This window comes from Streptomyces sp. NPDC030165 (genome assembly GCF_055573595.1).
The window spans coordinates 331,311-351,702 of sequence record NZ_JBVIBD010000003.1 but is presented as its reverse complement, the minus strand read 5'-3'; the positions used below and the strand labels follow the sequence as shown (position 1 = coordinate 351,702).

The 20,392-nt window shown below is 71.9% G+C and carries 20 protein-coding genes; 11 read left to right on the top strand and 9 right to left on the bottom strand.

Annotation, left to right across the window (positions count from 1 at the left end; translation table 11 throughout):
• Positions 1 to 357: 357 nt before the first annotated feature.
• Positions 358 to 1,149 (bottom strand): metal-dependent hydrolase, encoded by a 792-nt coding sequence (locus tag ACZ4Z1_RS07955; protein WP_468485709.1) that lies wholly within the window; start codon positions 1,147 to 1,149, stop codon positions 358 to 360.
• 173 nt (positions 1,150 to 1,322) lie between these two features.
• Between ACZ4Z1_RS07955 and ACZ4Z1_RS07950 the strand changes: the two genes are divergently transcribed.
• Both ACZ4Z1_RS07950 and ACZ4Z1_RS07945 read left to right on the top strand, forming a co-directional pair.
• A complete protein-coding gene (locus ACZ4Z1_RS07950) occupies positions 1,323 to 3,836 on the top strand; it encodes a DEAD/DEAH box helicase (RefSeq protein WP_468485708.1) in 2,514 nt (837 codons plus the stop codon).
• A gap of 73 nt (positions 3,837 to 3,909) precedes the next feature.
• Positions 3,910 to 4,827, top strand: a complete 918-nt coding sequence (locus ACZ4Z1_RS07945; protein ID WP_468485707.1) for an acyl-CoA thioesterase — start codon at positions 3,910 to 3,912, stop codon at positions 4,825 to 4,827.
• Positions 4,828 to 4,981: 154 nt separating this feature from the next.
• On the opposite strand, the gene ACZ4Z1_RS07940 is transcribed toward ACZ4Z1_RS07945, so the two are convergent.
• Together ACZ4Z1_RS07940 and ACZ4Z1_RS07935 are read right to left on the bottom strand one after the other, a co-directional pair.
• Positions 4,982 to 5,974, bottom strand: coding sequence for a DUF6397 family protein (locus ACZ4Z1_RS07940; protein ID WP_468485883.1), 993 nt, complete (start codon positions 5,972 to 5,974; stop codon positions 4,982 to 4,984).
• Positions 5,975 to 6,145: 171 nt separating this feature from the next.
• Entirely contained in the window at positions 6,146 to 6,553 is a 408-nt protein-coding gene (locus ACZ4Z1_RS07935) for a roadblock/LC7 domain-containing protein (protein ID WP_468485706.1), read from the bottom strand.
• Between the two features lie 141 nt (positions 6,554 to 6,694).
• On the opposite strand from ACZ4Z1_RS07935, the gene ACZ4Z1_RS07930 reads away from it, so the two are divergent.
• Positions 6,695 to 7,123, top strand: a complete 429-nt coding sequence (locus tag ACZ4Z1_RS07930; protein WP_468485705.1) for a PPOX class F420-dependent oxidoreductase — start codon at positions 6,695 to 6,697, stop codon at positions 7,121 to 7,123.
• A gap of 61 nt (positions 7,124 to 7,184) precedes the next feature.
• Here the strand turns inward: ACZ4Z1_RS07930 and ACZ4Z1_RS07925 are convergent, their stop codons facing one another.
• Positions 7,185 to 7,745 carry a GTP-binding protein gene (locus ACZ4Z1_RS07925; protein ID WP_468485882.1) on the bottom strand — a complete coding sequence of 187 codons (561 nt, stop codon included), beginning with the start codon at positions 7,743 to 7,745 and terminating at the stop codon, positions 7,185 to 7,187.
• Positions 7,746 to 7,989: 244 nt separating this feature from the next.
• Here ACZ4Z1_RS07925 and ACZ4Z1_RS07920 point away from each other — a divergent pair, with 244 nt between their 5' ends.
• Together ACZ4Z1_RS07920 and ACZ4Z1_RS07915 are read left to right on the top strand one after the other, a co-directional pair.
• Positions 7,990 to 8,235 carry a hypothetical protein gene (locus ACZ4Z1_RS07920; protein WP_468485704.1) on the top strand — a complete coding sequence of 82 codons (246 nt, stop codon included), beginning with the start codon at positions 7,990 to 7,992 and terminating at the stop codon, positions 8,233 to 8,235.
• Between the two features lie 110 nt (positions 8,236 to 8,345).
• On the top strand, positions 8,346 to 9,014 hold the full coding sequence (locus tag ACZ4Z1_RS07915; protein ID WP_468485703.1) for an O-methyltransferase: 669 nt from the start codon (positions 8,346 to 8,348) through the stop codon (positions 9,012 to 9,014).
• A 72-nt stretch (positions 9,015 to 9,086) separates the two neighbouring features.
• On the opposite strand, the gene ACZ4Z1_RS07910 is transcribed toward ACZ4Z1_RS07915, so the two are convergent.
• A complete protein-coding gene (locus tag ACZ4Z1_RS07910) occupies positions 9,087 to 10,265 on the bottom strand; it encodes a right-handed parallel beta-helix repeat-containing protein (protein WP_468485702.1) in 1,179 nt (392 codons plus the stop codon).
• A gap of 143 nt (positions 10,266 to 10,408) precedes the next feature.
• Here ACZ4Z1_RS07910 and ACZ4Z1_RS07905 point away from each other — a divergent pair, with 143 nt between their 5' ends.
• Positions 10,409 to 11,041 carry a class I SAM-dependent methyltransferase gene (locus tag ACZ4Z1_RS07905; RefSeq protein WP_468485701.1) on the top strand — a complete coding sequence of 211 codons (633 nt, stop codon included), beginning with the start codon at positions 10,409 to 10,411 and terminating at the stop codon, positions 11,039 to 11,041.
• On the opposite strand, the gene ACZ4Z1_RS07900 is transcribed toward ACZ4Z1_RS07905, so the two are convergent.
• Positions 11,029 to 11,838, bottom strand: a complete 810-nt coding sequence (locus tag ACZ4Z1_RS07900) for a hypothetical protein (RefSeq protein ID WP_468485700.1) — start codon at positions 11,836 to 11,838, stop codon at positions 11,029 to 11,031. The two genes, ACZ4Z1_RS07905 and ACZ4Z1_RS07900, sit on opposite strands and share 13 nt — an antisense overlap.
• Positions 11,839 to 11,905: 67 nt before the next feature.
• Positions 11,906 to 12,781 (bottom strand): oxygenase MpaB family protein, encoded by an 876-nt coding sequence (locus tag ACZ4Z1_RS07895; protein WP_468485699.1) that lies wholly within the window; start codon positions 12,779 to 12,781, stop codon positions 11,906 to 11,908.
• Positions 12,782 to 12,873: 92 nt separating this feature from the next.
• On the opposite strand from ACZ4Z1_RS07895, the gene ACZ4Z1_RS07890 reads away from it, so the two are divergent.
• Positions 12,874 to 13,212 carry a hypothetical protein gene (locus ACZ4Z1_RS07890; RefSeq protein WP_468485698.1) on the top strand — a complete coding sequence of 113 codons (339 nt, stop codon included), beginning with the start codon at positions 12,874 to 12,876 and terminating at the stop codon, positions 13,210 to 13,212.
• Between the two features lie 256 nt (positions 13,213 to 13,468).
• On the top strand, positions 13,469 to 14,296 hold the full coding sequence (locus ACZ4Z1_RS07885) for a hypothetical protein (protein WP_468485697.1): 828 nt from the start codon (positions 13,469 to 13,471) through the stop codon (positions 14,294 to 14,296).
• Between the two features lie 195 nt (positions 14,297 to 14,491).
• On the opposite strand, the gene ACZ4Z1_RS07880 is transcribed toward ACZ4Z1_RS07885, so the two are convergent.
• Positions 14,492 to 14,674, bottom strand: coding sequence for a hypothetical protein (locus tag ACZ4Z1_RS07880; RefSeq protein WP_468485696.1), 183 nt, complete (start codon positions 14,672 to 14,674; stop codon positions 14,492 to 14,494).
• 188 nt (positions 14,675 to 14,862) lie between these two features.
• Here ACZ4Z1_RS07880 and ACZ4Z1_RS07875 point away from each other — a divergent pair, with 188 nt between their 5' ends.
• The 3 genes from ACZ4Z1_RS07875 (at position 14,863) to ACZ4Z1_RS07865 (ending at position 19,977) form a co-directional block, all read left to right on the top strand.
• On the top strand, positions 14,863 to 18,030 hold the full coding sequence (locus tag ACZ4Z1_RS07875; RefSeq protein ID WP_468485695.1) for a DEAD/DEAH box helicase: 3,168 nt from the start codon (positions 14,863 to 14,865) through the stop codon (positions 18,028 to 18,030).
• Positions 18,027 to 19,379, top strand: coding sequence for an SWIM zinc finger family protein (locus tag ACZ4Z1_RS07870; RefSeq protein WP_468485694.1), 1,353 nt, complete (start codon positions 18,027 to 18,029; stop codon positions 19,377 to 19,379). Before ACZ4Z1_RS07875 ends, ACZ4Z1_RS07870 begins: the two co-directional genes overlap by 4 nt.
• 211 nt (positions 19,380 to 19,590) lie before the next feature.
• Positions 19,591 to 19,977 (top strand): nuclear transport factor 2 family protein, encoded by a 387-nt coding sequence (locus ACZ4Z1_RS07865; protein ID WP_468485693.1) that lies wholly within the window; start codon positions 19,591 to 19,593, stop codon positions 19,975 to 19,977.
• 36 nt (positions 19,978 to 20,013) lie between these two features.
• On the opposite strand, the gene ACZ4Z1_RS07860 is transcribed toward ACZ4Z1_RS07865, so the two are convergent.
• Positions 20,014 to 20,247 carry a DUF6480 family protein gene (locus tag ACZ4Z1_RS07860; RefSeq protein WP_468485692.1) on the bottom strand — a complete coding sequence of 78 codons (234 nt, stop codon included), beginning with the start codon at positions 20,245 to 20,247 and terminating at the stop codon, positions 20,014 to 20,016.
• Positions 20,248 to 20,392: the final 145 nt, after the last annotated feature.

The following is a 20,392-nucleotide window of genomic DNA, read 5'->3' as shown; positions in this document are numbered from 1 at the left end:
CGCGGCCTCGCCTGACTGATCGAGCTGTCGGCCGTCATCAGGGACACCGAGCCGGGACCTACGTGGACCCCGTCACTTCCCGGCAGGCGATCCGGCAGACCCGCGCCCTGACAAGCCTGATCCACCGGACCGGACATGCCGTCCACGCCCTACACGTCCTGCTGCACGACAACCGTCATGCCTGCCCCGGCCCCTTCCCCACCGACCAAGATCCGTTACTCGCGGCGCCCGCGCCCCCGCGGTGCCCACGCCTCCCGCAATGCCCGCACCGCCCACGGCCCCCTCGGCCGGACCACATCCGCAGTCCGACCACATCCGCAGCCTTGCCCGCTGCATCCGCAGTGCCCCCGGCGACCGTCAGATGTAGCCCAGCGCCCCGAGCCCCCCGATGCCGCCCAGCAGCATGAACGCGGGCATCAGTACCTTCAGCTCCACCCAGCTTCCGGCGCGGAACCGCATGCCCTTCGGGGGGCCGAGCGGATACCAGCGCTTGCGGCCTATCGGGATGGGCCACAGGATCGGGCAGCCCGAGACGGTCAGGGCGTCGCCGACGTCGTGGACCAGCGCGCCGAGCACGATCGGCAGGCCCAGCCACAGGTATTCCTGGCCGGGCTCGGTGAACAGCCAGCCCGCGCCGTTGCCCGGCTGGTCCAGGACCCCGGCGAGGATCCAGGCCGTCGCGGCGCCGAGGAGCCACACCAGGACGTCGCTGGAGACCCGGGCGGCCCGCCACAGCAGTCCTTCGATCGCCAGCACCATGTGGACGAAGAGGATGCCGAGCACCGCCCAGCGGCCGCCCTGGACCGCCAGGAGGGACATACCGCCGCCGACCAGGACCGCCCACACCCACGTATGGGTGAGGGTGCGGTGCCCGCCGTTGCGGTGCGAGTCACCGCGCATCTTCGTGGCTTTGTAGACCGCGTGCGAGATGTTGTCGACGACGCCGCACACCGCCCGCGAGAGCGGCCCGAAGGCGCGCGAGATCGTGGCCGACTTGTGGTCCAGGTCGGGGGCGAGCGCCGCGCCGGCGCAGATCAGCGCGCCGACGACGAGCACCGGCCAGGGCATCGGATACCCCGCGGCCGCCGTCGCCGCACCCACCCCCAGCCAGGCCGCGGCCCCGGACAGCGAGTGCGCCGGTCCCATCATGGTCGTTCCCCATCCCGGATCGATCTGGACACGAGGCCCGAAATCCGTCGACGGGACACGGAGCTCGTGACCCGGCTTTCTGACGCCGGGCCGGCAACACAGCGTAGCGTCAGATGATCTAGGTCTGACCCGCCGGTTGTCCGATCCGGACCGGGGGAAGGCAGTATGGGGGCGTGACCCTCATCGATCATCTCCCGAACGACGCCGACCCCGATGCCCTCTTCGAAGCTTTTTCGAGCTGGGCCGAACAGCAGGGCATCGCGCTCTACCCTGCCCAGGAGGAGGCGCTGATCGAGGTGGTCTCCGGCGCGAACGTCGTTGTGTCCACCCCCACCGGATCGGGAAAGAGCCTGGTCGCGGCGGGCGCGCACTTCAGCGCACTGGCCCGGGACGAGGTGACCTTCTACACCGCGCCGATCAAGGCACTGGTGTCGGAGAAGTTCTTCGACCTGTGCAAGCTCTTCGGCACCGAGAACGTGGGGATGCTCACCGGCGACGCCTCGGTCAACGCGGACGCGCCGGTCATCTGCTGCACCGCCGAGGTGCTCGCCTCCATAGCGCTGCGGGACGGCAAGGACGCCGACATCGGCCAGGTCGTCATGGACGAGTTCCACTTCTATGCCGAGCCGGACCGCGGCTGGGCCTGGCAGATCCCGCTGCTGGAGCTGCCGCAGGCGCAGTTCGTGCTGATGTCGGCGACGCTCGGTGACATGTCGCGGTTCGAGGAGGACCTGACCCGGCGCACCGGCAGGCCGACGGCGGTCGTGCGCTCCGCGACCCGGCCGGTGCCGCTGTCGTACGAATACCGGGCGACCCCGCTGACGGAGACCCTGACCGAGCTGCTGGAGACGCGGCAGGCCCCGGTCTACATCGTGCACTTCACACAGGCCGCGGCCGTGGAGCGGGCGCAGGCGCTGATGAGCATCAACATGTGCACACGCGCCGAGAAGGACGAGATCGCGGCGCTCATCGGCAACTTCCGCTTCACGACCAAGTTCGGACGCAACCTGTCCCGTTATGTCCGACATGGCATCGGCGTGCACCACGCCGGCATGCTGCCCAAGTACCGTCGGCTGGTCGAGAAGCTCGCCCAGGCCGGACTGCTGAAGGTCATCTGCGGTACGGACACGCTCGGCGTCGGCGTCAACGTACCCATCCGGACCGTGCTGTTCACCGCGCTGACCAAGTACGACGGGACCCGCGTCCGCACGCTGCGGGCGCGGGAGTTCCACCAGATCGCGGGCCGCGCGGGGCGAGCGGGCTTCGACACCGCCGGCTTCGTGGTCGCCCAGGCGCCCGAGCACGTCGTGGAGAACGAGAAGGCGCTCGCCAAGGCCGGCGACGACCCCAAGAAGCGCCGCAAGGTCGTCCGCAAGAAGGCGCCGGAAGGCTTCGTCAACTGGGGCCAGAACACCTTCGAAAAGCTGATCGCCTCCGAGCCGGAGCCGCTGACCTCCCGCTTCCGGGTGACCCACGCGATGCTGCTGTCCGTGATCGCGCGGCCCGGCAACGCCTTCGAGGCGATGCGCAAGCTGCTGGAGGACAACCACGAGCCGCGCCGCAACCAGCTGCGGCACATCCGCCGCGCCATCGCGATCTACCGCTCGCTGCTGGACGGCGGGATCGTCGAGCGTCTCGCCGAGCCGGACGCGGAGGGGCGGATCGTCCGCCTGACCGTCGACCTCCAGCAGGACTTCGCGCTCAACCAGCCGCTGTCCACCTTCGCGCTGGCGGCGTTCGACCTGCTGGACCCGGAGTCGCCCTCCTATGCGCTGGACATGGTCTCGGTGGTGGAGTCCACCCTCGACGACCCGCGGCAGATCCTCGCGGCCCAGCAGAACAAGGCCAAGGGCGAGGCGGTGGCCCAGATGAAGGCCGACGGCGTCGAGTACGAGGACCGCATGGAGCGGCTCATGGACGTCGAGTATCCCAAGCCGCTGGAGGAGCTGCTCTCGCACGCGTACAACCTCTACCGCAAGAGCCACCCGTGGGTCGGCGACCACCCGCTGTCGCCGAAGTCGGTCATCCGCGACATGTACGAGCGCGCAATGACCTTCACCGAATTCACCTCGTTCTACGAGCTGGCCCGCACCGAGGGCATCGTCCTGCGCTACCTGGCGAGCGCGTACAAGGCGCTGGATCACACCGTGCCGGACGACCTGAAGTCGGAGGATTTCGAGGACATCATCGCCTGGCTGGGCGAGATGGTCCGCCAGGTGGACTCCAGCCTGCTGGACGAGTGGGAGCAGCTGGCCAACCCGGAGGAGGAGACGGCCGAGGAGGCCGCCGAGCGGGCGGACCAGGTCAAGCCGGTCACCGCGAACGCGCGGGCCTTCCGGGTGCTGGTGCGCAACGCCCTGTTCCGGCGGGTCGAGCTGGCGGCGCTGGACAAGGTCGAGGAGCTCGGCGAGATGGACGCGGAGTCCGGCTGGGACGCGGACGCCTGGGGCGAGGCGATGGACGCGTACTGGGACGAGTACGACGAGCTGGGCACCGGTCCGGATGCGCGCGGCCCCAAGCTGTTGCAGATTCAAGAGGAACCCGAGCACGGGCTGTGGAAGGTGCGGCAGACTTTCGCCGACCCCGCCGGCGATCACGACTGGGGCATCTCCGCCGAGGTGGACCTGACGGCCTCCGACGAGGAGGGGCGCGCGGTCGTGCGCGTCACCGCCGTGGGTCAGCTGTGACCGGGTGGTGCGCCCTTCGCGGGGCGCACCGCTGAGCAAGGGCGTCGACACACCCGACGGAGGACGTACGGCCATGACCAACCCCGCCGAGCGCCTGGTGGATCTGCTGGACCTGGAGCAGATCGAGGTGAACATCTTCCGCGGCCGCAGCCCGCAGGAAAGTCTCCAGCGCGTCTTCGGCGGGCAGGTGGCCGGACAGGCGCTGGTCGCGGCCGGACGCACCACGGAGGGCGACCGGCCCGTGCACTCACTGCACGCGTACTTCCTGCGCCCGGGCCGGCCCGGGGTGCCGATCGTGTACCAGGTGGAACGGGTACGGGACGGCCGCTCCTTCACCACGCGCCGCGTGGTCGCCGTCCAGCAGGGACGTACGATCTTCAACCTGACCGCCTCCTTCCATCAGCCCGAACCGGGCTTCGAACACCAATTGCCGATGCGCCGCGTGGTTCCCGCCCCCGAGGAGCTGCCGACCGTCGCGGACGAGGTGCGCGAGCACCTGGGCGGACTGCCCGAAGCGCTGGAGCGGATGGCCCGCCGCCAGCCCTTCGACATCCGCTACGTCGACCGCCTGCGGTGGAAGCCGGAGGAGATCGAGGGCGCGGAGCCGCGCAGCGCGGTCTGGATGCGCGCGGTCGGACCGCTGGGCGAGGACCCGCTGATCCACACCTGCGCACTGACCTACGCCAGCGACATGACCCTGCTGGACGCCGTCCGCATCCCGATCGAGCCGCTCTGGGGCCCGCGCGGCTTCGACATGGCCTCCCTCGACCACGCGATGTGGTTCCACCGTCCCTTCCGCGCGGACGAGTGGTTCCTCTACGACCAGGAGTCCCCCATCGCCACCGGCGGCCGCGGCCTCGCCCGCGGCCGCATCTACGACCGCGCAGGCAACCTCCTCGTCTCCGTCGTCCAAGAAGGCCTCCTACGCCCCCACACCAAGAACCACAGCCTGGAACGTCCGTATGGGGACGGGGAAGGGGCGGGAGCGTAGGCTGTTCCAGGTACGCGGCCTGGCTGCGGCGAGCAGCAGAGGGGCAGCATCACCCAGGACGGCACCTGGTGGCGGAGGTACTGGTCAGCAGGGTCACGCGTCCCACCGCCCGGTCCGAGCGGTGGAAGATTGCTGCCGCCCCCGCCGGGCATGTTCACCGCCGCACCGTAGCAGCGCCCGAGCCGGGCAGTGAGGCCGCTCGTGGCACGCGTGAGGCCGACCGCGGATCGTGCGCCAGGTCGTGCGCCGGAATGGGTGGGCGGGGCGGCTTCGGGGCGGGGGTTGTCGGGGGCGCGGGAGTCGTGGGGATGCGGAAGGGGGCGCACCCGCTGCGTTCCGATGGGGTGGTGGGTGGGTGGGGATGGCGTAGGCGGTTGGTTGCCGGCTGGTGGTGGCGGGCGCGGTCCAGGGAGCGGGAGAGGTTGACGCGGTACCAGAGCACCTCGTCGAACTCCTCCGCCGTCGTCGCCCGCTCGATCGTCTCCCTGGCCGCGGGGCCGGTCCCGGGCGGGGTCAGGGTAGGGCGCAGGCGTCGTAGTACCGAGCGTTCCAGAGGGTCTTCGACGACCGAGGCCAGTTCTTCCGGTGGCAGGACCGCGGCGATCACTGCCGCCGATTCCCAGCCGTCCGTCGCCTGGCCCATCAGCCGGGCGACCCGGCGGCTGCGCCACTTGCGGCCCCGCCAGTCCTGTCCGCCGTCGAGCATGACGCGGAGCACCGCGGGAAGGTTGCCGCGCAGCAGCTCCGGTTCGCGGGCGGCGAAGTCCGTCAGCTCCGACACGAGGTAGAGCCAGACCACGGTGCCGTAGCGGTTCACGTAGAAGCGGGCCGGGGCGAAGGAGCCCGCGCGGGCCAGCCGCAGGAAGCGTCCCGCGCCGATGCCGAGCAGTTCGGCGGCCTCGGCCGTGCCGGCCGTCCGGAGGCGGTCACGCAGTGTGCTGGGGAAGCCCACTTCCGCGCGCAACCGTCGGATCTCTTCCACCGGCACCCGGCGCCGCCCCCACGGGCCGGACGGGCCGGGCCGGGCTTCGGGGTCCGGCGGTAGGGTCAGGACTTCTCCGAGTTGTGCCGCGAGTTCGAATTCGCCGCTTCGTAGACCCAGTTCGCGGGCAGCGCGCCCTGGCGTGAGAGTTCCTTCCGTGGTCAGAGGTCGTTCCGTCGCGAGCGTCCCGGACGCCTGACGCCCGTCGCACATCACCGTCATGTCGCACTCCCCCGTGATGGTCTCCGTCGAGGGATCCGGTCCGGATCCCCGCCGGTTCGTTACCGACAGTGACGACGATAGCGGTGGGGTACGACAGCCGGTCAACCCCCGGCTTCAGCGCTGTGGACAACTCTCCGGCTGTCGCGCCGCGACCCCCAGGTGTTCACCCACACGGTTGACCAACAGCGCCATTTCGTAGGCGATTTGCCCCATGTCGGCCTCGGGCCCCGCCAGTACGCACAGACAGCTGCCGTCCCCCGCCGCCGTCACGAACAGCGCCCCGTCGTCGAACTCGACCATCGTCTGCCGCACCCGCCCTGCCTCGAAGTGCCTTCCGGAGCCCTTGGCGAGGCTGTGCAGCCCGGACGCGACCGCCGCCAGGTGCTCGGCGTCCTCCCGCGCCAGCCGCTCGCTCGCGCTCGTCACGAGCCCGTCGCTGGACAGCACCAGGGCGTGCCGCACCTGGTCGATCCGTTCGGTCAGGTCGTCCAGCAGCCAGTCGAGTCCGCTGCTCGGTGCCATACCGTTTCCTCCCCGTGTCCCCGTGGGCAACTGCCGTGCAAGCCTGGACCACCGGTGCCGTCCGGGCAAGCAACCCGGCCGGTCCGGTGCGTCCGGTGCGGTCGCGCGGCCCGTTCGCGCCGTATGGCGCAGGATGGCGGTATGGCACGCAAAATGAGCAAGGACGAGTGGCAGGGCTTCCTGTCCGAGGGCACCCGCACCGGCAAGCTCTCGACCGTACGGGCCGACGGCAGCCCGCACATCGCGCCGGTCTGGTTCCTGCTGGACGGCGACGACCTCGTCTTCAACACCGGCGCCGACACGGTCAAGGGGCGCAACCTCGCCCGGGACGGCCGCGTCGCGCTCTGTGTGGACGACGACCGGCCGCCGTTCAGCTTCGCGATCGTGGAGGGCCGGGCCGAGATCAGCGACGAACTGTCCGAGGTACGCGCCTGGGCCACCCGTATCGCGGCCCGCTACATGGGCGAGGGGCGCGCCGAGGAGTACGGGGCCCGCAACGGCGTCCCGGGAGAACTGCTCGTACGGGTCCGGATCGGCAAGGTTGTCGCTGTCGCCGATCTCGCCGGCTGATGCCGTCGTACCGCGCTCCGGCGGCGGGGCCCACCGGAGCGTGACGGCTGTGGGCGCGCGCTCACCCCACCGAGTCGAGCAGCCGGGCGGTGTGCACCCGCCCGGCGTGCTCGACCAGCCGTATCAGCACTTCCTTGCCCGAGTCGCGGTCCCGCGCGTCGCACAGCACCACCGGGGTGCCCCGGTCCAGGTCGAGCGCGCGCGCCACCTCGCCGGCCCCGTAAGCGCGTGCCTCGGCGAAGCAGTTGACGGCCACCAGGAAGGGAATCGCGCGGTTCTCGAAGTAGTCCACGGCGGGGAAGCAGTCCTCCAGCCTGCGGGTGTCGGCCAGTACGACGGCGCCCAGCGCGCCCTGCGCCAGGTCGTCCCACAGGAACCAGAACCGGTCCTGCCCCGGTGTCCCGAAGAGGTACAGGGACAGTCCGGCCCTGATGGTGATGCGGCCGAAGTCCATCGCCACGGTGGTCGTGGGCTTGCGCACCACGTCCCGGGCGTCGTCCAGCGCCGTGCCCGCCTCGCTGAGCAGTTCCTCCGTACGCAGCGGCCGTATTTCGCTCACGGCACCGACCAGTGTGGTCTTGCCGACCCCGAAGCCGCCCGCCACCAGGATTTTCAGAGCCATCACACTGTCGTCCGGGGTGTTTGCGGACCCGGCGGCATCCGCTACAGGTACGTCGTGGGGTTCGTCGTGCGACTCGAAAACCATGGCGAGGACCGTACTCCTTTCGCTACACAGCGTGGCCCGGAGTTGACAAGTTCGTACGCTTCGGGAGAAAGCCCCGGCCACGGTCCGGCCGGGCACCACCAGCGGGAAGCCCGCGCCGCCGGCCGGTCCGCGTACCGGCGGGGCGCGAGAAAGAAGGCTGATGATGTCCACCCATGAGGCCACCGGTACCGGCGCGGACATCGCGGCCGTTCCCGCCGCGGGCGACAACGAGGCCGGTCCCTGGCACAACGTCTGCCGCATCTGCCATCCGCGGGAGTCGCCCGTACGGCCGCTCGTCGCCATCTGCGGCGAGCCGCTGCTCGGTATCCGGGCCGCCCGCGACGCGCCGCGGTGCGAGCTGTGCGACTACCTCACGCCGCTGCACGAGCGGGGCCACCGGACCTGAGGGGACCGGAGCCCCGGACAAGGCGACCTTTTGCCCGCATCACACCGACAGGCGTACCCACCCCTGCTAGCTTGATTAGCAAACCTAACTAGGCAGGCGAAGGGGCGGACATGTCTCAGCAGCAGTGGAACACGGTCGACGATTACTTCAACTCCTTGCTCGCCCCGGACGACGATGCACTGCACGCCGCATTGCGCGACAGTGAAGCGGCCGGCCTCCCCCACATCAGCGTCACGCCCACGCAGGGCAAGCTGCTCCACCTCCTCGCCCGGATACAAGGCGCCCGGCGCATCCTGGAGATCGGCACGCTCGGCGGCTACAGCACCATCTGGCTCGCCCGCGCCCTGCCCGCCGACGGCCACCTGATCTCCCTGGAGTCCAACGCCGCGCACGCCGCCGTCGCCCGCGCGAACCTGGCGCGCGCCGGGCTGGCGGAGCGTACCGAGATCCTCGTCGCCCCGGCGCTCGACAGTCTCGCGAAGCTGGTCGCCGAGCGCGCCGAACCGTTCGACCTGGTCTTCATCGACGCGGACAAGCCCAACAATCCGCACTATCTGGAGCGGGCCCTCGAACTGACCCGCCCCGGTAGCCTGATCATCGGTGACAACGTCGTACGGGGCGGGGACGTCGCCGACGCCGGCAGTACGGATCCCTCGATCCGCGGTATCCGCCGGTTCCTGGAACTCATCGCCCAGAACCCGAGGCTGACCGCCACCGCGGTGCAGACCGTGGGCAGCAAGGGTTACGACGGATTCTCGCTGGCCCGGGTGACCGGCTGACCGCATGCGCCACGTCGTGCGTATCCGCCGCGCCGCCGCCCCTGTCCGCCACGTCGATCACATGCACCACGGTCACCGCAGGCTGATCCTGTTTCCGGCGGAGACCTCGGCGCCGACGACGCCCGAACCGGCATAGCGGACGTTGTTTCCCGTGGCCGTTCCGCCGGAGCAGGAGGTGAACAGTATCGCGGTGCCGTCGCCGCCCCGGCTGTATTTCACGATGTTTCCGGTGACCACGCCCTCGTGGACGTACTGCAGCACGATGCCGTTCGCACTGGCCCAGTCACGGATGATGTTCCCCGTCACGACGACGTTCTCCATCGGCGTGTCCGACATTCCGTACACGCCGATGGTGGCATAACGAGGGCCTTGGCCCGGCTGTTTCTCCAGTCCCGTGTGCGTCAGGACATTGTGCGAAATGATGATGTCCTCGGTCTGGGACCAGAACCACGACTGATACTGCGCGGAGGGATCCACCTGAACCTGGATTCCGCTGTTGCAGTCCTCCATGATGTTGTTCGCGATCACCGCGTGGCGCCAGTTGTGTGCCCGTACGGCGTAGTTCTTGGCATTGGTGATCCTGTTGTTCACCACTCGCAGCCCGTCGTGGAAACGGCCGGGAAAGGTGGCCGTGTGCGTGCCCACCAGGGCTCCGTAGCCGTCGGCCGTGCAACCGTCCACGACGATGCCGGCGCTGTGCGTGCCGTCCGGCGCCTCCTGGACCTCGATCGCCTCGGAGAAGAACCGGGTGGGGGTGGTGGCCTTGAAGTGCCGGAAGACGCAGTTGCGCGCCGTGCCGTTGCGGACGCCGTGGAACTCGATCGCGTGCCAGTCCGGAATGTTCTCCACGACCAGGTCCTCGTAGAGGATGTTCTCGGCGGAGCAGAAGGCGAACATGTCCAGCGGCAGCGGATTGTTCGCGCCGCCGTCCCACCGGCCACCGCGAATGCTGATGTCGGACGCACCGTTGTAGCCGTCGTGGGAGAAACCGCCGCCCCAGAGCGTGTCGATGGTGGAGGTGTCGCTGCGGAAAATGTGCGCGCCGTACGCGATCACGGTCAGGTTCCCGGAATCCGGTACCACCGTTCCCTTGCTGTGCATGCGGTAACGCCCGGGCGGAATCACCAGTGTTCCGCCGCCGGCGTCACAGATGGTGGTCACCGCGTTCTGCAGGAGAGCCGCCGCGTCGACGAGGCCCTGCGGATCGGCACCGAAATGGTCGACGAAATTCCACTTCCCCGTGTCCGTCATGCCTGCATGATTACGCCGGGCGGCCGGGAACGTAAGACGTCGAAAGGAAACAGTTGAAACAGGTGCGGCGACGCTGATCGTCAGGGAGCCGGCCGTCCCGGGACACCGGCTCCCTGACGATCAGCGGCATCTAGAGTTGCCGTATGAACGACGACACCGCCAGGGCCCCCGAGGACACCGTTCAGGCGCATGACGTGCGGGAGTTCTTCGGCTCCCGGGCGCACGACTGGGACGCGCGGTTCCCCGACGACGGTCCCGCCTACCAGGCGGGCGTCGCGGCGATGGAGCTGCGGGCGGGAGACCGGGTGCTGGACGCGGGCTGCGGTACGGGACGGGCGCTGCCCGCCCTGCGGGCCGCCGTCGGGGCGGGCGGTACGGTGCTGGGCGCTGATCTGACACCTGAGATGCTCGCGGCGGCCGTACGGGCCGGACGGGGGCGTCTGGCGCCCCTGGTGCTCGCCGACGTGCAGCGGTTGCCGCTGCCGGACGGCGCGCTCGACGCGGTCTTCGCCGCCGCGCTGCTGTCGCACCTGGCCGACCCCGGTGCGGGCCTCGCGGAATGCGCCAGGGTCGTACGGCCCGGAGGGCGGCTGGCGCTGTTCCACCCGGTCGGGCGCGCCGCGCTGGCGGAGCGGAAGGGGCGCCGACTCACTCCGGACGACGTACGGGCCGAGCCCAATCTGCGGCCGCTGCTGGCGCGTTCCGGATGGGACCTGGTGCGTTACGTGGACGAGGACGCCCGCTACCTGGCGATGGCTGTGCGTCAGGGCGCCTGAGTCGTGTCCAGCGCCCGGGACCAGGCGTCCGGGTCGCGGTAGTGGTTCTTGTGGCCTGCTGTGAGGACCGCGCGCAGCGGAGCCAGGTGCTCGGTGGCGGCCGGCAGGTCCAGCCGGTCCAGGAGGGTGAGAGCGGCGCGGGGTTCGAGGTCGCCGTACAGGTCGTGGTAGCTGCTGAGGATGCCGCGGAACAGGGCGGTGTGGAGGGCGGGGACGGTCGCGGCGGTCCGGTACGTGGGGTGCTTGACCGGCCAGGGCACGGGGCCCGAGACGCCGAGGACGCGGGCGGCACGACGGAGCAGCGCGTCCCGTGCCGTACCGCCCGAAGCGATGAGCTCCGGCGTCCGTCCGGGGGCGTGGTCCAGGGCGTTCAGGCCGGCCACGTCGTTGCCGAGCACCTCGGCGAACGCCTCCTCCGTGGTGGCCCGGTCCTCGAACCAGTCCACCCAGAGTGAGTAGACGAGCGCTTCGGGCTCCTCAGGCGCTTCCAGGCGCCGGCGGCAGGCGGCCCAGAACTCGGCGGCCTGGACCGGATGCTGTCCGTCGCGTACGGCGAAGCGGAGCTCGCTCGTCACCCAGTACTCGCCCAGCAGGTCCAGGAGGCCGAAGGCGAGCCGCAGGCGGGCGGAGGCGTCCAGGGCGCTGTCGGACAGCGCCTCGTCAGCCCATGTGTGCGCCACCTCGTTCGGTGTCAGCGCCTCACCCGGTGACCGGTGGTCACGCCACACCTCCCCGGTCCGGGTGATGCCGTGCTCGACCAGCCACTGGCGGGCGTAATCCCTGTCGTCGTCTGCCACCGCTAAAGCATGAGGCCGGAAAGGTCAGGGACGATCATGATTAGGACAGTTCCGGTCGCCCGGTGTCTCAGTGCGGTACGGGGCAGCCGCCCGTGGGACGGCCCTGGGGGAAGGTGCCGAGGCCGGCGATGGTGTAGCCGTTCGGGTAGCCCTTGATCTCCGGGTTCTGGCGGGCGTAGTGCGGGCGCCGGCGCGGCGGGAGCAGGCGGACGGACTTGGCGCGCAGCCGCAGCGCGCCGCGCACCGCCGCACGGACCGCCGGCTTGGGGCGCTCGTAGCGGAAGGCGTCCAGCAGGGCGTCGTCCAGCAGCGCCATGCTCGCGCCGCGCACCACCGGGGCCAGCGGGCCGTACCAGCCCGCCATCAGGCCGAGCGTGGCGTCGGAGACCCGTCGCCCGCCCTCGTCCCAGCCGAAGTGCGCGTGCTCGTAGTCGTCCAGACAGCGTTCGAACTCCTGGAAGTCCCGCGGGATGCCGGTGATGCCCATGTGGCGCCCGAGGGTGCGGTAATAGACGGCCGAGGCGTGCTTCTCGTGCTCGCTCAGCCGCCGCCACCCGTACTGGTCGAGCCAGCGTTTGGGGACCACCACGAAGGTGCACAGGACATACCGCATGTCTTCGTTGGTGATGTCGTAACTGCGGTGCATCTGATTGATGCGGCGGATCGCGGTCCGGCCGTCCTCGGTGTCGAAGCCGTGCTCGGTCACCGCGTCCAGGAGGAGCGCGGTGTCGTCGTAGCGCTTTTGCGTACGGTCCGTCAGCTCGGCGGTCTCGGCCAGCAGGCGGCCGATGCTGGGAACGGCGTAGGTGCGGTAGAGCGCCAGCTCCAGGGCTCGTGCGACGTCCCAGGGGAATTCGTACGTCGTGACGATGCGGTGGATACGCAGGAAGTCCCGCTCCGGGTCGAGCCGCTGGATCTCCTTGAGCCAGTCATATCGCCGCACCGCGTCCCCACCCTTTCGTCGTCGAAGTTCCCATCGTAAGCGCCCCGGGCACACTGGAACGACCGGAACGGGTACCGGGAATGGGGGACACGATGACCGGATTCATACGCGAGATCTCCGGATTGTTCCGCGGCCTTCGGAACTTCTTCACCCTCGTCCGCACCGTGGCGCAGAGGCCGGGCAACGAGGAACCCCGGGCACCCGGGGTACAGCGGCCGCACAACATCTTCGAGGCCGCTGCGGCCCATGTGGCGGCGTGCGCCGAGGAGGACGACGAGCGCAGCGCCGAGGCGGCGGAATGGGTCTCCCCCGAAGCGCTCGCCTTCGGCATCAACGAACTGGCCTGCCGGGCGGTGATCGCGCTCGCCCGGGAGCGCGGGGAGTCGCCGCAGACGGTGGCTCGTGACCTGCTGAACCTGCCGGCGGCCTGAGGGCCGCGGAGCAGGTGGGAAAGGGTGGGGCACCGCCCGGTGTCAGGGCGCCGGGTGGCCGGGAACACGGCGGAAACGGCCGGGGCCGCGGTGTGCGGCTGGTGACAACCTGCTGTCCGGCCAACTAGGGTGCGCCGACGACTGAGACGACTGATCGGAACGATCGGGCCGGCTCGGCTCGGCGCGGGCGGCCCCGGGGCCGATTGCGGCGGACCGGGGCCGGGCGGGTCGAAGCGCATCGGATGGGGAGGCCCAGGTGTCGACCGAGAGCGCCGGTACGTCCACGGCCGGGAACGCCGGCGGGGCCACGCCCGAGAGCGGCGACGACGACCAGTTGCTCGTGCTGACGGCGGTGCTGCTGACGCCCGCGCAGTTCCCGGGCGTGCTCGGCGACGACTATCCGGAGGTGTGCGCCGGGCTCGGCCTCGAACCGTACGAGCAGGGGTACGGCCTGGTCCTCGGCCAGGACGGGCTGGGCGCGCGCTGGACGGTGGTGACGGACGACGTCTCGCTCGTCGCGTGCGCCGTCGCGGCCTGGGACTGCGGGATGGAGTACGACCTCTCGCCGGACGAGAACAGCGTGGTCGAAGCGCTGCCCGGCTGGCCGCTCGCGCTCGCCGTCGCGGCTCCGGGAGTGCCGGCGCCGCACGACCCCGAACCGGAGGAGGGCGGTCCGGCCGTGCTCAGGCCGCCGGACGCCGCGCAGTGGGGACCGGCACAGCGCAGGCTCGGCGCGGACGAGATCGCGTTGCAGTGGGCGGCCTGGCGCGAACAGGTCGACGACGACGTCACGTTCGTCGCTCCGGGGGCCCAGCCGCACGCCGGGGTGCGGCGCGCGCTGGCCGGGGCACGCGGTTACGTGGCGGAGCCTCCCCCGCCGGGGCGGGTCCGCTCGGCCTTCGCCGCCGGTGAGGCCCGTACGCTCCGCGTGGACGGGCCCGGGTGGAGCATGGTGGCCCGTACCGACGACATCGCGTTCGTCCTCCTGGACGAGCAGCCGGGGGAAGTGCTGCCGGTGGGACGCGGGCCCGAACTGCCGGGACTGCTGCAGGCACTTGATGCGCTGGCGGTCCGGCCGGCGTGAAAGTCCGGCGGACATGACGATCCGGTCGGCGTGACCATCCGGTCGGCGTGGCAGCCCGGTCGACCTGACGGCCCGGCCCGGAGCCGTGGCGGCGCCCCACCCGTGAGCCGTTCACCCACGGGTCCGCTGAGGGGACGTCGTCGCGGCCCGGCCGCCCGGCTCACACCGCCGGACGCCCGGGCACCGGCCACCTGGTCAGCGCCCTACCTCCTTGCGGGTCACGCGGCGCAGCCTGCGCCGCTGCGAGGGGTCCAGCGTCAGATACGCCACGGCCGGCACACCGACCATGACCAGCACCGCCGCCCAGAACGGCAGCAGCCACAGCAGGATCACTCCCAGTGCCACGCCGCCGATGGCGACCTTTGCGTTCGTGGACATCCTTCACGTCCCTTCCGCGGCGGTTGCCGCGCTCTCTGTACCCCATTGAACGCCTTTTCGGCCCCATGGGTTCCATACGTGACGACCGGCTGCCCGGTCGCCACGGCGACGGTCGGCGCTTGCTCCCGTTGTGCTGTACCCTCGGGCGCTCCGGTCGCCAGTAGTCAAACTTGAGGAGCTAGCCGCACGTGGCACTTCCCTCGGCACCACCCGCACCCTCCGCACCACCGTCCACGCTCGCGCGCTGCGCCGCGGTCTTCCTGCCCGCCGACCCGTCCCGTACGGGACGGGTCGCGTTCTGGCGTCCGGATGGCCGGCATCCGGACGGCACGGTGGACGGCGAAGGCGGCGGAACCGGCTCAGGGTGGCCGACACAGTCGCTGACCGTCGCCGTCCCGGCCCCCGGCCCCGGCCCCGGCCCCGGCCCCGGCCCCGGCGACAGCGACAGCGACAGCGACAGCGACAGCGGTGACGGAGACGGCATCGAACTCGTCGACGTACCGGCCGTCGTGCTGCCCGTCGCTGACGCCCTTCCCGTCCTCACCCGCGCCCGTACGTCCCGTACCGCCGACCCGGCCGCGGCCTTCTGGGGCACCGCCGCCGTACTGGCGCTGCAACTCGTCGCCCGTGGGCGGCTGCTGCCCGGAGTGAGCCGTTCCGGTCATGACGCGTGGCGCGTGGGGCCGCTCGACCCCGCCGATGTCGAGCGACTGCGCGAACTGGCCGCGGCGCTGCCGCCGCAGGCGCACGCCGTCCCGCTCGCCGACGCCACCGGCCCCGGTCCCGTAGGCCCCGCTCCCGCACGCCCCGGCCCCGTACTGCTGCCGGAACCGGAGCGCCTGGTGCGGGACTTCCTGGACGCGGTGGCGGACGGGCTGCCCCGCTCCCCCGCCGCCGCCCTGGCCACCGGCGGGCCGGCGTTCGCCGCGGCCGAACCGCAGCACATCCCCGAACAGCGCGACTGGGCGGCCGACGTGGCGGCCGGGCACGACGCGGGCGTACGGATCTCCCTGCGTGTCGAGGTCGCCGGGCTGCCCGGTTCGGACACCGGATCGGAGACCGGCCCGGCCGGGGCCGCCGTCGCCGGCCGCGCCCGGTTCACCGCCGTTCTCCAGCTGCACGACCTCACGGATCCCGCTCTGGTCGCCGACGCGTCCGAGGTGTGGGCGGGCGCCTCCTCCACCGGGCAGGCGTTCGGCCCGCGGGCCCGGATGGACACCCTGCTCACGCTGCGCCGCGCCGCCGCTGCCTGGGCGCCGCTCACACCCCTGCTGTCCGCCGCCGTACCGGACGCGGTGGACCTCGCGGACGAGGAGATCGCAGAGCTGCTCGGTCCGGCCTCTCGCGCGCTGGCCGCCGCCGGCGTGCAGGTGCACTGGCCCCGGGACCTGGTACGCGGGCTCAGCACCCGGGCCGTGGTAGGGCCGCCCGGCCGGGACGGCGCGCCGCGGGACGCGCAGCAGGACCGGGACGACGACGCTCCCCAGCAGGACCGCGCGGCGTCCGGCCTGCCGTCCTTCCTCTCGGCCGACGCGCTGCTCTCGTTCAGCTGGCGTTTCGCCGTCGGCGGCCAGGAGATCAGCAGGGCGGAGCTGGACCGGCTGGCCGAGGCGGGGCGTCCGCTCGTACGGCTGCGTGAGCAGTGGGTGCTCGTCGATCCGGAGGCTCTACGGGCGGCCCGTGACCGTCAGGACCGCAAGGTGACGCCCATCGACGCGCTCGGCGCGGCGCTCACCGGGACCGCCGAGTCCGAGGACGGCGAGCGGGTGGAGGTGCAGGCGTCCGGCTGGCTGGCCCGCCTCCGCGACCGGCTCACCGCACCGGACACCGCCGTACCGGGCGCGTCCGTAGCAGGTACGTCCGGATCGGCATCCGACGGTCCGGGTGCCGACGCTCCGGCCGCGGCCCCCGAACCGCCCGTAGCCCAGCCACCGGCCCTCGCCGCCACCCTCCGCGACTACCAGCTGCGCGGTCTCGGCTGGCTGCACCGCATGACCTCGCTCGGCCTCGGCGGCTGTCTCGCCGACGACATGGGCCTGGGCAAGACCATCACCCTGATCGCCCTGCACCTGCACCGGCAGACCGACCCCGCCTCCGCCGGGCCCACGCTCGTCGTCTGCCCGGCCTCCCTGATGGGCAACTGGCAGCGCGAGATCGAGAAGTTCGCGCCCGGCACTCCGGTGCGCCGTTTCCACGCGGACCGGCGCAGTCTCGCCGGTCTGGCGGACGGCGCGTTCGTGCTGACCACGTACGGCACGATGCGGCTGGACGCGGCGAAGCTCGCGGCGACCCGCTGGGGGCTGGTCGTCGCGGACGAGGCGCAGCACGTCAAGAACCCGTTCTCGGCGACGGCCAAGGCGCTGCGCACCCTTCCCGCGGGCGCCCGGGTGGCACTCACCGGCACGCCGGTCGAGAACAACCTGTCCGAACTGTGGGCCGTTCTCGACTGGACCACCCCGGGCCTGCTCGGCCCCCTGGGCCGCTTCCGCGAGCGCTACGCCACGGCCGTCGAGGGCGGTACGGATCCGGCCGCCGCCGACCGGCTGGCCCGGCTCGTCCGCCCCTTCCTGCTGCGCCGCCGCAAGTCCGACCCGGGCATCGCGCCCGAACTGCCGCCGAAGACGGAGACCGACCGGGCGGTGGCGCTGACCGATGAGCAGGCCGGGCTCTACGAGGCGGTGGTGCGCGAGGGGCTCGGCGAGATCGCGGAGGCGGACGGCCTCGCGCGCCGCGGCCTGGTCGTCAAGCTGCTGACCTCGCTCAAGCAGATCTGCAACCACCCGGCGCAGTTCCTCAAGGAGGAGCGGCCGCTGATCGCGGGCCGGTCCGGGAAACTGGAGCTGCTGGACGAGCTGCTGGAGACGATCCTCGCCGAGGACGACGCGGGCGTGCTGGTGTTCACGCAGTACGTGCGGATGGCGCGACTGCTCGAAACGCACCTGGCGGGGCGCGGTGTGCCCACGCAGCTGCTGCACGGCGGCACGCCGGTCGCGCGGCGCGAGGAGATGGTGCGCCGCTTCCAGGAGGGCGCGGTGCCGGTGTTCCTGCTGTCCCTGAAGGCGGCGGGTACGGGGCTGAATCTGACCAGGGCCGCCCACGTCGTGCACTTCGACCGCTGGTGGAACCCGGCGGTCGAGGCGCAGGCCACCGACCGCGCATACCGCATCGGCCAGACCCGGCCGGTGCAGGTCCACCGGATGGTCACCGAGGGCACGGTCGAGGACCGGATCGCCGCCATGCTCGCGCGCAAACAGCGGCTGGCGGACGCGGTGCTCGGCTCCGGTGAGGCCGCGCTGACCGAACTGAGCGACGCCGAGCTGGCGGACCTGGTGGCGCTGCGAGGGAGCGAGCGATGAACGGTACCCATGACCACACGCGTGCGGCGCACCAGAAGGACGCGTATCCACCGGATCGGGTCCGGGAGCGTACTTTCGCCCCTCTCCCGCCGGCGCGCGGACACGGTTTCGCGCGGTCCTGGTGGGGCCTGGCCTGGCTGAAGGCGCTGGCGGACAGCGCACTGGACGGCCAGCAGGTCAAGCAGGGCCGCCGGCACGCGCGGGCGGGTGCGGTGGGCGCGGTCTCCGTGCGGCCGGGGCGGATCACCGCGGTCGTCCAGGACCGCGACGGTACGCCGTACCGCTGTGACGTGCTGCTCCAGGAGCTCGGTGCGGCGGACTGGGACCGCTTCCTGGACCTGGTCGCGGACCGGGCCGGGCACATCGCGGCGCTGCTGGACCACGACATGCCGCCGCACCTGGTGGAGGACGCGGCCGCCGCCGGCATCGAACTGCTCCCCGGTATAGGTGATTTGGAGGCGGAGTGCGGTTGCGGGGCCTGGGACCACTGCTCCCACACTGCCGCACTCTGCCACCAGACGGCGCGCCTGCTGGACGAGGACCCGTTCGTGCTGCTGCTGATGCGGGGGCGGGGCGAACAGGAGCTGCTGGACGACCTCCAGGCCCGCACCGCCATGCGCGCGCGGGAAGCCGCTGAGCAACTCGCGTCCAGTCAGTCCGCGATGGGACCAGCCGCAGCCGCAGGCATACCAGCGGCGGAGGCGTACGCGGCGCGCGACATCCTGCCGCCGCTGCCCGCGCCCCCGCCGGCCGTGGACGAGCCGGGTGCCCCGCCGGTCCTCGGAGGAGGGACGGCTCCGGCGCCCGGAGTGGACGTGCCGGCGCTGGAGTTCCTGGTGGGCGACACGGCAGCGCGCGCCCAGCGGCTGCTGGCCGACGCGCTGGCCCCCGGCCGTGCCGACGCGCCGCCACAGCCGGCGTTGACCTGCGCACAGGACGCCGTACGGCTGGCAGCGGCCGGGCCGGACCCGCGGATCGCGGCGCGGCTGGCGTCCGGTTCCGGACGTACGGCCAAGGCGCTGGCCCTGGCCGTACGGGCGTGGGAGTACGGCGGCGCACCGGCCCTCGCGGCCCTGGAGGAGGACTGGACACCGGAGCCGGCAGCGCTCGCCCGGGCCACGGCCCAGCTCGCCACCGCCTGGGAAGACGACGATGCGCAACCACGGCTGCGCCACGACCGCAACCGCTGGACCGTGGTCGGCGGCGGCACCCAGCTCAGGTACGGGCGTGACGGCCGGTGGTGGCCGTACCTGAAGGAGCGCGGGCAGTGGGCACCCGCGGGACCGGCGGCCGAGAATCCCGCGGCGGCCCTCGCGGCGGTGCGCGGGGGCGGGGAAGCAGACGGGTAACCGGTGAGGGCCGGGGCCGGGCGGGGCGGCGGTGGGCGGCCGGGGCCCTCATGCCGGGAGGAAGGCGTCTCCCGGACAGGAGGGCGGTGGCCGGCGGGCCGCCTCTCGTGCCGCGCGTGCTGACTGCCCGTACGGCGCGGCGCTACTCTGCTCGGCGTCAGAGGCCGACGCGCGGACCGCCGGCCCGGCGTGCGGCCGATCGGGAGGGAACGTGCCTGCTGTGAGCCCCCTGGACGTCCTCGAACAACGGTGCGCCGCGATCACGGGGCAGGACGCGGACGCCTTCGCGGACCTGTTCGCGCCGGACGGTGTGATCGAGCTGCCCTTCGCGGGCCCGGACGTGCCCGACCGTATCGAGGGCCGGGAGACGATCCGTACGTTCGCGCGGGCGGCGATGGCCGCCATGCGCATCGACACGCTCCAAACGCTCGCCGTGCACCGCACCGAGGACCCGGAGGTCGTCGTCGCGGAGACGCTCACCAAGGGTGTGGGGCGCGGGGACGCGTTCGAAGGCCGCTCGGTGCAGGTGTTCCGCATCCGGGACGGCAGGATTCTGCTGTTCCGTGACTACACGGGACCGTTGCGCAAGCCTTCCTGACCGCTGCCGTGCGCCGCCCGCGTGCCTGTCGCCGGGCTACACGCCCCAGATGCGCGCGATGAAGAAGGCGGCGACGAGGACGACCACGACGGCGAGCGCCAGCACCGGTCCTTTGGACCAACCGCGGGTGGGGTTGTGGGTCTCCTGGGGCCCGGCGTCCGGGGTGCTGCCTTCGGCGGGCGGTGTCTCGCCCGGCGGCACTCCGCCGCCCGGCTCCAGGCCGGCGGTGCGCTCCGGTACCGGGTCCGGGTTCTTCGGTGAATCGTTCATGCTGCCTGAGTGCCCGGGGACGGCCGATTCTCACCGGGGGACCCGAAACGCGCCTCCGAGGAGCGAGGGGCCAGGTGGGCCGCCTCGGGACCCGGCACGTATGCGGGCGCTCACGGACATGTACGACGCGGAGCGAATGCTTCAG